We start from the raw sequence: 12,696 nt of genomic DNA, 5'->3' as shown, positions 1-12,696 counted from the left end.
CAAGAGCGTGGGAACGAGGTGTATAAAATGCCAGACCACTTAGTGAATGAGTTTATGAAATCGTTAGAAGCTGTCGAAAGTCAGAGCCTGGAAGTTAAGTCGACCCAAAGTCCACTCAAGGATTCTGGTGAGCTCAAGGCTGCTGTGCATAAAACCGTCATGCTCCATGAGGCTGTCGAAGCGTTACTGACAGATCCTTCCGGTGTCTATGTGGATGGCACCTTTGGCCGGGGTGGACACAGTCGTCTGATTTTGCAATCTCTTTTAGAACAGGGGCGTCTGATTGGTATTGATAAAGACCCCGCCGCCATCGCGACCGGTGAAAGCCTTGCTGGCGATGATTCAAGATTCTCTATTCATCATGGTTCCTTTATAGAAGTAGATGCCGTTAATGGCGATGAGCCTGTGGATGGTATTTTGCTCGATCTTGGTGTTTCTTCCCCGCAGCTGGATGACCCGGAGCGGGGCTTCAGTTTTATGAATAATGGCCCGCTGGATATGCGGATGAATCACCAGCAGGGCGAAAGTGCAGCCCAGTGGTTGGCCCGGGCGGAAGAACAAGAAATCAGTAAAGTGATCTGGGAGTACGGTGAAGACCGCTTTTCCAGAAGAATGGCTCGTGCCATCGTCAGGGAACGGGACATTGAGCCGATTTTAACTACCAAGCGTTTGGCGAATATCATCGCTGCGGCCTGTCCGAGTCGGGAAAAAGGCAAGCACCCAGCGACCAGAGCGTTTCAGGCGATTCGGATTCATATTAACCGTGAGCTGGATGATCTGATTGATTGTCTTGATCGAGCATTGGAAAAGCTGAAGCCCGGCGGTCGTCTGGTGGTTATTAGCTTCCACTCGCTGGAAGATCGAATTGCTAAACGTTTTATCCGTAAGCAGGAAAAGGGCGATGACCTGCCCAGCTGGTTGCCAGTAAGAGAAGATCAACTGAATAAACGTATGAAAAGTCTGGGTAAGGCGATTAAGCCATCCAAAGAAGAAATTGCTGAAAATCCTCGCTCTCGAAGTGCAGTGATGCGTGTGGCGGAAAAACTCGCCTGATGAAAACGCTTGTGGTGGAGAGTGGCCTGTTTGGCATCCGAATATTTCAGACCTATGCATTGCCTTTGGTGTTGTTGTTGCTGGTGGTGATTTCAGGGTTGGCGGTGGGTTACGTTTCCTATGAAAATCGCCGGCTGCATAACCGGATGCAACAGGAGTTTGACAATAAAAATAATGCCCAGATTGAGTGGGGAAGACTGTTGTTGGAGCACAGCACCCTGACGGCTCCGGCCCGGGTTGAGAAAATCGCCAGAAGTAAACTGGGCATGGATGTGCCCGCTAACCATCAGATTGAAATGGTTTTGCCATGAGCCAGGGACGAAGAGTTCAGTACAACAGGCGTTCTGAATCCGAGAAAAGGCCCGGCTTTTTCTCGCGAATGAAAAAAGCGGCAGCTCATAAGTGGCGCCTGAAAATGTTGCAGGGTGTCCTGCTTATTGTTGGTTTGGCTCTGGGCTATAGGGTTGCTGATTTACAGTTGATTGATCGCCACTTTCTGCAAAACGAGGGAGATAAGCGGTCGGTTCGCTATGAATCGGTCTCAGCCCACCGGGGCGTTATCTTTGATCGCAATGGTGATCCGTTGGCGGTGAGCACGCCGGTGGTAACGATCTGGGCCGATCCGGAAGATCTTTATAAAGCCAAAGATCGCTGGGCTGATTTGGCGAAAGCGCTGGGTGTGCCTCTTAAGTGGTTGTCGGATCGGGTTGAGGTTAATAAGAACAAAGACTTTATGTATTTGAAGCGCCATCTGACGCCGGAACAGGGCGCAGCTATAGTGCGTATGAAAGTGCCTGGTGTTCAGGCAACGGATGAACAACGTCGTTATTATCCGGCGGCGGAGGTGACGGCTCACCTGGTTGGTTTTACTGATATCGATGAAACCGGTCAGGAAGGCCTGGAGTTAGCCTACAATGATTGGCTGTCTGGCCAACCGGGCAAGCGACGGGTGTTGAAAGATCGAAAAGGTCAGTTGGCTCGTCAAGCGGAATTGATGGAAAGTGCCAGCCCCGGTAAAGAGCTGATGCTCAGTATTGATCTTCGGCTTCAATACATGGCGTATCGGGAGTTGAAGCAGGCGGTAGAGAAGCATCGTGCCAGTGCCGGTTCTCTGGTGATGCTGGATGTGAAGACCGGCGAAGTGTTAGCCATGGTGAATCAGCCTGCTTACAACCCGAACAACCGTTCGGATATGCAGGCCTATAAAATGCGTAACCGGGTGGTCACGGATATGGTTGAGCCGGGCTCCACCCTAAAGCCGTTTACCGTGGCGGCTGCTCTGGAAAGTGGTCAGTTTCAGAAAACGTCGGTGATCAATACTTCACCAGGCGTTATGCGACTGGGGCGGGATAAAGTTAGAGACCCCAGGAACTATGGCTCTATTGATATTACGACGGTGTTACGCAAATCCAGCAACGTCGGTGTTTCAAAAATGGCACTGGCTATTGGGCCAGACAAAGTTTTGGAGTTATTACAGCGAGTAGGGCTGGGTCAAAGTACGGGGACTGGTTTTCCTGGGGAGAGCTCAGGTTATCTGCCATTCAGGGATCGCTGGAGTGATATTGAAATAGCGACCTTGTCGTTTGGTTATGGCTTAACAGTAACGCCACTGCAGTTGGCTCAGGCTTATACCGTTCTGGGATCAGGCGGTGTTTTACGGCCGGTGTCTTTAATCAAACGTGATGTTATACCCGACGGTGTTCGTGTAATGGATCAACGAATTGCTGATGATCTGAGAAAAATGCTTCGGGAAGTGGTGCACGGAGGCACCGGTGGGCGAGCACGAATTGATGCTTTTGAAGTAGGTGGCAAAACGGGTACAGCGCGGAAGGTTGGCAAAAATGGTTATAGCAAAGACCGTTATATCGGTATGTTCGCCGGTCTTGCGCCCATTGATGATCCGCGACTGGCCATTGTTGTTGTGATTGACGACCCCATCGGGCAGACCTACTACGGTGGTTTGACGGCGGCGCCGGTGTTTTCCAATGTGGCGGCTGGCGCGCTCAGGTTGTTAGGTGTTGAGCCAATCGACAGAGCAATGAATGATTCGGCCAGAAGTATGGCCTATGTGCCTTGGCGATTGACGCCAGATGGTCAAATGATGGAGCCGGGCTATAGCGCAACAAGGCTCAACTTTTTTAAAGAAAAGTTAAAGAAAAGTTAAAGAAAAGTTAAAGAAAAGTTAAAGAAAGGTTGAAGTAAACAGGCAATGACAGCTGACAAAGAGAAGACGCTGAACAGCGTGCTCACCGGGTTGCAGTTACCCCCGGTCGCTGTGGACAAAGAAGTAACCGATCTGACCCTCGATAGTCGCAAGATTATCGGGGGTGAGTTGTTTATTGCTGTGCCAGGGGTTATGTCTGATGGCAGGCAGTATATTGTCAGTGCTTTGGAGAAAGGTGCGGCGGCTGTTCTGGTGGACGACAGTGGGTGTGAGCGGTTTGATATTCCCAAAAGCGACAATGTTTTTTTAGTGTCTGGTTTGAAAGACAAGATGGGAACTTTGGCTGATCGATTTTATCGGCACCCTTCTAAAGGCCTGAAGGTGATGGGGGTTACCGGCACCAATGGTAAAACCTCCTGTTGCTGGTTTATCTCTGATCTATTGCGATTGCTAGGCGAACCCTGCGCCCTGATGGGAACGGTGGGTAAAGGCTTGCCCGGCCAGTTAGAAGCATCGTTGAATACCACCGGTGATGTGGTTTCCCTTCAGCACTATCTTGATCAGCTTGTCTCTGAGTCCGTTTCATCGCTGGCCATGGAAGTATCATCCCATGGTCTTGATCAGGGGCGAGTCGATGCGGTTCATTTTGAAGTGGCGCTATTTACTCACATCAGTCGTGATCACCTTGATTACCACGGTACTCTTGAAGCGTATGTTGATGCTAAGGCAAAACTGTTTTCCCAATGTGAGTACCGCTTTGCAGTGATTGGCAAGGATGATGTTTTCTCCGGGCAAATGGTGGCTGCTTGTCCTGCAGGCGCACAGATCACAACCTGGTCTTTGGAGGATGCCTCGGCAGATGTTTATCTGAGTGAGATTGAAGTGCTGCCGGAGGGTTTCAGAGCAATGCTTCACACACCTTGGGGCAATGGGTTATTAAACACCTCTCTGCTTGGGCGTTTTAATCTGGAGAATCTGCTTGCCGTTATTGCGGCACTGGGTGTTCAAGGTTACGCCATTGACCAACTGCTGGCAGCTGTTCCTGATATGTCGACCCCACCAGGAAGAATGCAACGCTTTGGCGGCGGTGATAAACCTTTGGTGTTGGTTGACTACGCTCACACGCCGGACGCCATTGAAAGTGTACTGACATCACTGCAAGAACATTCACGGGCGTTAAAAAATAACGAACCAGTTACCGGCAAAGTTTTCTGTGTATATGGCTGTGGCGGTGATCGAGACCGGGGTAAGCGTCCCTTAATGACGAATGCGGCATTGAAAGGTGCTGATAGAGCAGTGTTGACCAGTGATAATCCGAGAACGGAAGACCCGAATCAGATTCTCTCGGATGCACAGGAAGGTATCGATAGCGATGCTGCTCAACGACTCACGGTGATTCCTGATCGTGCTACTGCCATACATTCCACAATCAGAAACGCTCGTGCTGGTGACATTATCGTGATCGCCGGTAAAGGCCATGAGAATTATCAGGAGATCAACGGTGTCCGCCATCATTTTGATGATGCAGAGCAGGTTGAAGCAGCCTTGTTATCCGGGAATTGCTCAGCCCAAATTAGTGAAAGTGTGCAAGAAGGTGGGCTTTGATGATTAAGTCTATGTCGCTTTCCCAGGTTGCCAGTGTTGTTGACGGTGAGCTGGTTGATGTGGTCTCTGCATCGCTGTTGGTTTCCGGTGTCAGTATTGATACACGAACGTTGACGTCTGGCGATTTGTTTATTGCCATTAAAGGGCCGCGTTTTGATGGTCATAATTACCTTGCTCAAGCCGCCGATTCTGGAGCGGTGGCGGCGTTGACAGAAAAGGTGTGTGAAGGTTCGCCCATTCCGCAAATTGTCGTTACTGATGCCCGTCAGGCATTAGGTTTACTTGGTGCTGCCAATCGTGACGCTTTTGAAGGTTGTCTGGTTGGTGTAACGGGCTCCTGTGGCAAAACATCGGTTAAAGAGATGTTGCAGGCGATTTTCTCCGAGGTGGGTTCGACTCTGGCGACGGAAGGCAATCTGAATAATGATTTGGGTGTTCCGCTAACGTTGTTGAAAATTAACAGTGATCATCAATTCGCGGTCATTGAAATGGGCACCAGCGCCCCCGGAGAGATTGAGTACATTGCCAATCTCGGCCGGCCGAATATTTCACTGATTACCAATGCCGCGGAAACCCATCTGGCAGATTTGAAAACCGTGGCGGGGGTTGCTCAAGAGAAAGGTTATATTCTGGATGCGCTGTCAGCGGATGGTATCGCCGTCCTGAATATGGACGATCATTTTTTCCCGCAGTGGCAGGCTCGAGCCTTGCAGCCAAATGAGCGCACGGTAGTGAGCTTTAGCAGCGAGCAGGCAGCAGCCAATGTGTTCGCCAGCGATATTACGCCAAATCAGCAGGGTACCCGCTTTACTCTTCATTTTAATGATGGGGCTGATAATGCGATTCAGCAATCAGTTCAGCTCGCATTCTGGGGGCGTCACCAGATTTCTAATGCCTGTTGCGCGGCAGCAGTCGCCATGGCTCAAGGGTTGACGCTGGACATTGTTGCCCGCGGGCTTGAAAATGCCCGACCATTTCAGCGACGTGGTCAACGTTTTGCCCATGAAAGTGGTGCAGTACTGATTGACGAAACCTACAATGCCAATCCGAAAGCGACGTTGGCCGCCGTTGATCAGTTGGCTGATTGTGAAGGCATCAAAATTATGGTGCTTGGGGATATGCTGGACCTTGGTGAGGTTTCAGATGAACGTCATCGAGACGTTGGCCGCTATGCGAAAGCGCAGGGCGTGCATGTATTTTTGAGTTTTGGTGCTTCTGCTCATCTGGCCAGTGATGCGTTTGGTGACGGACATCATTTTGCAGAAAAGTCTCAGCTGGTGAACTGGCTGAGTGAATATCTTGGTACTGATCACTCTGAGCCGGTTTCGGTCATGGTTAAAGGGTCACGTGGCGTAAATATGACGGAAATTGTACAGGCTCTAACTGGAGCTGATGAGAAGGGAGAAGCCTGATGCTGCTTTGGTTGGCAGACTATTTATCACAGTTTTACCATGGATTTGGTGTCTTCAAATATCTGACATTGAGAGGGATTCTCGGTGTATTGACGGCACTGGCGATGAGTTTGTGGTTGGGGCCTCACTTTATTCGTAAGTTGAGTTTTTATCAGATTGGTCAGTCTGTGCGTAGCGATGGTCCGCAGTCCCATCTCAGCAAAGCGGGAACGCCCACCATGGGTGGTGCGCTGATTCTGGTGTGCATTGCCATCAGTACATTGCTTTGGGCTGATCTCAGTAATCGTTATGTTTGGGTAGTGCTCGTAGTGACCGGTATTTTTGGTGCCGTTGGCTGGGTGGATGATTATCGTAAGGTGGTGGAGAAAAACTCCCGTGGTTTGCCGGCGCGCTGGAAAATGTTCTGGCAATCACTGGCTGGGCTGGGTGCTGCTATTTTTCTGTTTTATACCGCCCCTTCTGCCACTGAAACGACGCTGATTATTCCGTTCTTCAAAAATCTCACGATTGAACTAGGCCCATTCTTTATTGTTCTGGCGTATCTCACCATTGTGGGCTCCAGTAATGCCGTCAACCTGACAGACGGGTTGGACGGACTCGCGATTTTGCCAACCGTTATGGTCGCTTCGGCGCTGGCGGTGTTTGCCTACCTTAGTGGTCACGCGAGTTTTGCCGAATATTTGTTGATTCCTGCTGTGTCTGGTTCCGGCGAAATAATGATCTTCTGTGGTGCGATTGCTGGAGCGGGTCTTGGTTTTCTCTGGTTTAACACGTACCCGGCTCAGGTCTTTATGGGCGACGTGGGCGCTCTGGCGCTTGGGGCTGCGCTGGGTGTGATTGCCGTTATTGTCCGACAGGAAATTGTACTGATCATTATGGGCGGTGTTTTTGTGATGGAAACCGTATCCGTGATCTTGCAGGTGGGTTCTTATAAGTTAACCGGTCGTCGTATATTCCGTATGGCACCGCTGCACCATCACTTTGAATTGAAAGGCTGGCCAGAGCCGAGGGTTATTGTTCGCTTCTGGATTATTACTATTGTGCTGGTTCTGATTGGTCTGGCATCACTGAAAATTCGATGATCAGCATTTGCTGAGTATCAAAAGGTAACGGGATTGTGAGCAGCAACGCAATGAATAATGAACAGGTAGAGTTAATAGGCTCAAGTTGTAATCGGGTCATTATCGGTCTTGGTATGACCGGACTCTCCTGTGCCCGCTATCTTTATCGTCAGGGGTTACCATTCAAAATTATCGATACCCGTGAGAACCCGCCCGGGCAGGAAGAGTGTCGTCAGGAGTTTCCTGAAATAGCTCTCCATACCGGTGGTTTTAGTGAAGCGTGGTTGATGGCGGCGGATGAGCTTGTTGTCAGCCCGGGTATTGCCCTTGCAGAGCCAGCGATTGCGCGAGCCATTGAGCATGGCGCTCAAGCTATTGGTGACATTGAACTGTTTTGCCGAGCCGTTAATAGTACTGCACCAGAGAAACCCGTTATTGCCATTACGGGTTCCAATGGAAAGAGTACAGTCACCACGCTGGTGGGTGAAATGGTTCTGGAAGCCGGCTTAAAACCTGGCGTTGGGGGCAATATAGGCACGCCCGCTCTTGAGTTGCTGGACGATCCGTCTATTGATGTCTACGTGCTGGAACTGTCCAGTTTCCAGCTGGAAACCACACACAGTTTGCGGGCTACAGCAGCTACAGTGCTAAACCTTAGCCCTGATCACATGGATCGTTATACGACACTTTCTGACTATCATCAGGCAAAACAACGAATCTATCGTGGTTGTGCAACAGCCGTCTACAACCGTGATGATCCATTGACATCGCCGTTGTTGCCGGTCACTGCCGGTGGTGTGAGTTTCACTGCGCTGTCGCCTGATCTTGGTCAGATGGGCTTGCTGTCAGACGACGATGGTGTTTGGTTGAGTAAAGGGCTGAATAAGCTGCTTAATACTCAGGATATGAAACTAAAGGGAACCCATAACCACCTGAATGCTCTGTCGGCTATGGCGTTGGCTGAAGCCGCAGGGATTGAACCAAAGGCGATGTATGAAGCGGTTAAGCGCTTCCCCGGTCTGGAACATCGTTGTCAGTGGGTTGGTGAGGCTGACGGTGTTGCCTGGTTTAATGATTCCAAAGCCACCAATGTTGGAGCAGCAGTGGCGGCTATTGAAGGTTTGGGTGCTGGCTTAACAGGAAAGGTGATATTGATTGCCGGCGGCGATGGCAAAGGTGCTGATTTTTCAGGATTGCGACCTTCTGTGCAGCGTTATGTGTCGCACGTAATACTGATTGGCAGAGATGGCCCGGTGATTGGTGATGCTTTGAAAGGAGCCGCGAAAGGAGCCGCGCAAACACATTCGGCCAGTGACCTTGAAAGTGCTGTCAGATTGGCCGCAGATTTATCAGGCTCCGGTGATGCGGTGCTATTGGCGCCTGCGTGTGCCAGTTTTGATATGTTTAAAAGTTTTGAAGATCGGGGTGAACAATTTACCGCCCAGGTAAATGAATTACTTAACAGGTTGAAAGAATGCTGAAGCGGGTGCGCAATCATTTAGCCCGCACAAAACCGGGCGTGTCACAAGAGCCATCAGCGGCACAAGAGCCATCAGCGCTAATGAGCATTGATATGATTCTGCTGGGTTCGGTGTTTGCGTTACTGGCCATCGGTTTGGTTCTGGTGGGATCGGCATCCATGGATGTGTCTCAAGAAACCTTTGGTGACCCGGCAAAAATTGTGTTGAAACAGCTGGTGTTTATGGTGGTTGGTTTGGTTGTCATGGCCGTGATGACCTTGATGCCCATGAACCGTATCCGTCAATTCAGCTGGGTTGGTCTTCTGATTGCTTTTTCTCTGCTGTTGCTTGTGCTGGTGGTTGGTCGTGAGATAAACGGCAGTGTTCGTTGGATTCCTTTAGGTTTTTTCAACCTGCAGGCTTCTGAGGTGGCAAAGCTGTGTGTGGTTATCTACATGTCGGGCTATCTGGTTCGTCACTTGGATGAAGTTCGTACGCAGTGGAGCGGCTTTATTAAACCCATGGTGGTTATGTTTGGTTTGGCGTTGCTGTTACTGGCAGAGCCGGATCTTGGCGCACTTGTGGTTTTGACTGTGGCAGTGATGGGCATGATATTTATGGCGGGAGCGCGCTTTCATCAGTTCCTGGCCATGATCGGTGTGGTGATACTTCTGATCGTTTTGTTGATCTGGATGGAGCCGTATCGAATGGCTCGTATTACATCGTATATGGATCCTTGGGCTCATGCCTATGGCAGTGGTTATCAGTTGACTCAGGCTTTGATTGCCTTTGGGCGCGGAGCCTGGTTTGGGCAAGGGCTCGGTAATAGTATTCAGAAACTATTTTATCTCCCCGAGGCACATACCGATTTTGTATTTGCGGTGCTGGCAGAGGAGTTTGGCGTGATTGGTTCCTTGCTGATTTTGGGGTTGTTTCTGTTTGTGGCATGGCGCTCTTTGCATATTGGTTCAAGAGCTGAGTCGAAAGGGCTGCTGTTTCACGCGTATGTGGCCTACGGTATTGCGCTGTTGTTCGCCAGCCAGGCATTTATCAATATTGGTGTAAATACCGGGCTACTGCCCACTAAAGGATTGGCTCTGCCACTGATCAGTTACGGTGGCAGTAGCATGATTGTCAATTGCATGGCGTTTGGCATTCTGTTTCGAATTGATCATGAACGACGACTGGCGAAAGCCGTAGAAGAAAAACCGGTGGCTGGTCGCAAAGCGAGTGAGCAGAAAGCTCGACAAGAATTGGAGCGTACGGTTGAAACAACATCACAAGGCATCGTTGGTGGAAGGAGGCGATATGTCTGATTCGTCATTGCTCCAGAAACCGGTCGTGATGATTATGGCGGGTGGCACTGGAGGTCATATTTTTCCGGGACTGGCTACCGCCCATGAGTTAGAAAAGTCTGGCTACCGAATCCATTGGTTGGGCACACCCGGCAGTATGGAAGCGGAGCTGGTGCCAAAACATGGCATTGATATCAGCTTTATCCCGGTGACGGGGTTGCGTGGCAAAGGGCTTGGCTTTTTGGTAAAGGCGCCTTGGCGTCTGATGAAGTCATTAATTAAAGCGATTCAAGTGTTAAGAACTCAGAAACCCGTGTGTGTCATTGGTATGGGTGGCTACGCGGCGGGACCGGGCGGTGTTGCTGCCCGTTTGCTGGGCATTCCTTTGATCATTCACGAACAGAATGCAGTCGCAGGGCTGACCAATAAATTGTTAGCTCGGGTTGCGACACGTGTGCTGGAGGCATTTCCGGATGCATTTTCAACGTTGCCATCCGTCGCTGGTAAAACGGTTTTGACTGGTAATCCAGTGCGTTCTGAGATCGCTGGCGTTAGAGCCAATAAACCCCATAGCCCACTTCGTCTTTTAGTGGTGGGTGGTAGTCGTGGTGCACTGGCGATCAATGAGTTAATGCCAGAACTGATGAAGCGATGTAACAATCGGCTGGAAATCTGGCATCAAACCGGTAAAGCAACCTACGAGCAGTGCCTGGCTCAATATCAGCAGCAGGGCTTCCCCGGTAATGATTCGAATTGCAGAGCTGCTCCATTGAGAGTTGCTCCATTTATTGATGACATGGCGCAAGCCTATGAATGGGCGGATCTGGTACTTTGTCGCTCCGGTGCATTGACGGTGGCAGAGCTTGCCGCAGCGGGTAAACCAGCGATTCTGGTGCCATTTCCCCACGCGGTGGATGACCATCAGACGGTCAATGGTCAGTATCTGGTTAAGCAAGGTGCGGCCCTGATGATTCAACAGCACGATCTGGATATCGATGCATTAACAAAAAACATAGTTGAGTGGATGGATGATCCGGCTCAGCTTGAAGTAATGGCCTCCTCAGCAAAATCAGCCGGTCTGCCCCAAGCGACAACAGACGTGGTTCGAAACTGCCTTGAAGCGGCTGGCCAGGAGGTTTCTTATGCCTGATCTAAAGAGTCGAATTCCAGTCGTCGCCGTGCCGGAAATGCGCCGGATTCGTAAAATTCATTTTGTCGGGATTGGCGGCTCCGGCATGTGTGGGATTTCTGAGGTTCTACTGAATCAGGGTTATCAGATTTCCGGTTCAGATATCCGCGCCTCTGCGGTCACTGAACGATTGGAATCCCTTGGTATTGAAGTATTTATTGGCCACCATGCTGAGAATATTGCCCATGCGGATGTGATTGTCACGTCTACAGCGGTTTCCAGTGACAACCCGGAAGTGGTTGAAGCGGAAAGTCGTCGTTTACCTATCGTGCCAAGAGCGCAGATGCTGGCGGAATTGATGCGTTATCGACACGGTATTGCCGTTGCCGGTACCCACGGAAAAACCACAACCACCAGTTTACTGGCCTCTGTTCTTGGTTTCAGTGGAATGGATCCAACGTTCGTTATCGGTGGCCGTTTGAATTCCGCTGGTACCAACGCCAAGCTCGGTGGCAGTCGCTATCTGGTGGCCGAGGCGGATGAATCCGATGCATCGTTTTTACATCTTCAGCCAATGGTTTCCATTGTTACCAACATCGATGCAGACCATATGTCTACTTACGATGGTGATTTTGGTAAGTTGAAGAAGACCTTTGTGGACTTTCTTCATAACCTGCCTTTTTATGGTGTTGCCATCGTTTGCATTGATTGCCCTGTGGTTCGGGAGCTTATCCCGGAAATTAAACGACAGGTTATTACTTACGGTTTTAGCGAAGATGCAGATTATCGTGCGATAAACGTACGACAGAAAGGCATGAACACTACATTCGATGTGGTTCGCCCATCGATCCAGGATGCGTCCGTTGACAACAAGCCAGTAACTGTAGAGCTGGGAATACCCGGCAGGCATAATGTATTAAATGCCTTGGCCACTTTTGCTACAGCGGCGGATGAGGGTGTGCCGGATCAAGTGATAGCAGAAGGTTTGAGTCTTTTTGATGGTGTTGGTCGACGTTTTCAGGTATTGGGTGATTTCAATACGTCCGCTGGCGAGGTAATGTTGGTAGACGACTACGGTCATCATCCTACTGAAGTGGATGCAACGATTAAAGCGGTGCGTGATGGTTGGGAAGATAAACGACTGGTGATGATTTATCAGCCTCACCGTTATTCCCGTACTCGCGACCTGTATGAAGATTTTGTGGATGTTCTCTCCAAGGTGGATGTACTTCTGTTGATGGAGGTTTATCCCGCAGGAGAAGAGCCAATCCCCGGTGCTGATGGCCGTGCGCTATGTCGCAGTATCCGTCAGCGTGGACAGATTGATCCGATATTTGTCAGTCGTCCGGAAGATGTGGAGTCAGTATTGGCGGATGTGCTGCAGGACGGCGATCTTCTATTGGCACAGGGTGCTGGTGATATTGGAGCACTCGCATTGCGGCTTGCACGCAGTGAATTGAAGCTGCCTTCTGGGCGATAATGTGCGCTGGTTCACATTTTATATAGCTCACGTTTTT

General features: G+C 50.2%; 10 protein-coding genes. All 10 read left to right on the top strand.

Features of this window, described 5'->3' with window-relative positions:
- The first annotated feature begins 27 nt into the window (after nt 1–27).
- Genes rsmH through murC form a run of 10 tightly spaced genes read left to right on the top strand, consistent with a single transcriptional unit; the run spans nt 28 to nt 12,659 of the window.
- A complete protein-coding gene (gene rsmH / locus AKL11_RS00975) occupies nt 28–1,053 on the top strand; it encodes a 16S rRNA (cytosine(1402)-N(4))-methyltransferase RsmH (protein ID WP_281180456.1) in 1,026 nt (341 codons plus the stop codon).
- Nucleotides 1,053–1,364, top strand: coding sequence for a cell division protein FtsL (ftsL, locus tag AKL11_RS00970; protein WP_067514680.1), 312 nt, complete (start codon nt 1,053–1,055; stop codon nt 1,362–1,364). Before rsmH ends, ftsL begins: the two co-directional genes overlap by 1 nt.
- On the top strand, nt 1,361–3,217 hold the full coding sequence (locus AKL11_RS00965; protein WP_067514679.1) for a peptidoglycan D,D-transpeptidase FtsI family protein: 1,857 nt from the start codon (nt 1,361–1,363) through the stop codon (nt 3,215–3,217). Before ftsL ends, AKL11_RS00965 begins: the two co-directional genes overlap by 4 nt.
- A 45-nt stretch (nt 3,218–3,262) precedes the next feature.
- Nucleotides 3,263–4,822, top strand: a complete 1,560-nt coding sequence (locus AKL11_RS00960; protein WP_095210069.1) for a UDP-N-acetylmuramoyl-L-alanyl-D-glutamate--2,6-diaminopimelate ligase — start codon at nt 3,263–3,265, stop codon at nt 4,820–4,822.
- Nucleotides 4,822–6,234: a UDP-N-acetylmuramoyl-tripeptide--D-alanyl-D-alanine ligase gene (locus AKL11_RS00955; RefSeq protein WP_067514678.1), complete on the top strand. Its 1,413-nt coding sequence runs from the start codon at nt 4,822–4,824 to the stop codon at nt 6,232–6,234. The genes AKL11_RS00960 and AKL11_RS00955 overlap by 1 nt, the downstream gene beginning before the upstream one ends.
- Entirely contained in the window at nt 6,234–7,316 is a 1,083-nt protein-coding gene (gene mraY, locus AKL11_RS00950; protein ID WP_067514676.1) for a phospho-N-acetylmuramoyl-pentapeptide-transferase, read from the top strand. The genes AKL11_RS00955 and mraY overlap by 1 nt, the downstream gene beginning before the upstream one ends.
- A gap of 35 nt (nt 7,317–7,351) precedes the next feature.
- A complete protein-coding gene (murD, locus tag AKL11_RS00945) occupies nt 7,352–8,776 on the top strand; it encodes a UDP-N-acetylmuramoyl-L-alanine--D-glutamate ligase (RefSeq protein ID WP_342669734.1) in 1,425 nt (474 codons plus the stop codon).
- Entirely contained in the window at nt 8,770–10,071 is a 1,302-nt protein-coding gene (gene ftsW / locus AKL11_RS00940) for a putative lipid II flippase FtsW (RefSeq protein WP_067514672.1), read from the top strand. Before murD ends, ftsW begins: the two co-directional genes overlap by 7 nt.
- Nucleotides 10,064–11,200, top strand: a complete 1,137-nt coding sequence (gene murG / locus AKL11_RS00935) for an undecaprenyldiphospho-muramoylpentapeptide beta-N-acetylglucosaminyltransferase (protein ID WP_067514671.1) — start codon at nt 10,064–10,066, stop codon at nt 11,198–11,200. The genes ftsW and murG overlap by 8 nt, the downstream gene beginning before the upstream one ends.
- A complete protein-coding gene (murC, locus tag AKL11_RS00930; protein ID WP_067514670.1) occupies nt 11,193–12,659 on the top strand; it encodes a UDP-N-acetylmuramate--L-alanine ligase in 1,467 nt (488 codons plus the stop codon). Before murG ends, murC begins: the two co-directional genes overlap by 8 nt.
- The last annotated feature ends 37 nt before the right edge of the window (nt 12,660–12,696 follow it).

Origin of the sequence: Endozoicomonas ascidiicola, assembly GCF_001646945.1 — a bacterium.
In the GTDB taxonomy this organism is placed as follows: domain Bacteria; phylum Pseudomonadota; class Gammaproteobacteria; order Pseudomonadales; family Endozoicomonadaceae; genus Endozoicomonas; species Endozoicomonas ascidiicola.
Note: the sequence above shows the minus strand (reverse complement) of the source record. Positions and strands in the feature narration are given on the sequence as shown.

Excerpts from the sequence above, each read along its gene's own strand:
- rsmH (WP_281180456.1), top strand. The coding sequence starts at position 28 with ATGCCAGACCACTTAGTGAATGAGTTTATGAAATCGTTAGAAGCTGTC.
- ftsL (WP_067514680.1), top strand. The coding sequence starts at position 1,053 with ATGAAAACGCTTGTGGTGGAGAGTGGCCTGTTTGGCATCCGAATATTT.
- AKL11_RS00965 (WP_067514679.1), top strand. The coding sequence starts at position 1,361 with ATGAGCCAGGGACGAAGAGTTCAGTACAACAGGCGTTCTGAATCCGAG.
- AKL11_RS00960 (WP_095210069.1), top strand. The coding sequence starts at position 3,263 with ATGACAGCTGACAAAGAGAAGACGCTGAACAGCGTGCTCACCGGGTTG.
- AKL11_RS00955 (WP_067514678.1), top strand. The coding sequence starts at position 4,822 with ATGATTAAGTCTATGTCGCTTTCCCAGGTTGCCAGTGTTGTTGACGGT.
- mraY (WP_067514676.1), top strand. The coding sequence starts at position 6,234 with ATGCTGCTTTGGTTGGCAGACTATTTATCACAGTTTTACCATGGATTT.
- ftsW (WP_067514672.1), top strand. The coding sequence starts at position 8,770 with ATGCTGAAGCGGGTGCGCAATCATTTAGCCCGCACAAAACCGGGCGTG.
- murG (WP_067514671.1), top strand. The coding sequence starts at position 10,064 with ATGTCTGATTCGTCATTGCTCCAGAAACCGGTCGTGATGATTATGGCG.
- murC (WP_067514670.1), top strand. The coding sequence starts at position 11,193 with ATGCCTGATCTAAAGAGTCGAATTCCAGTCGTCGCCGTGCCGGAAATG.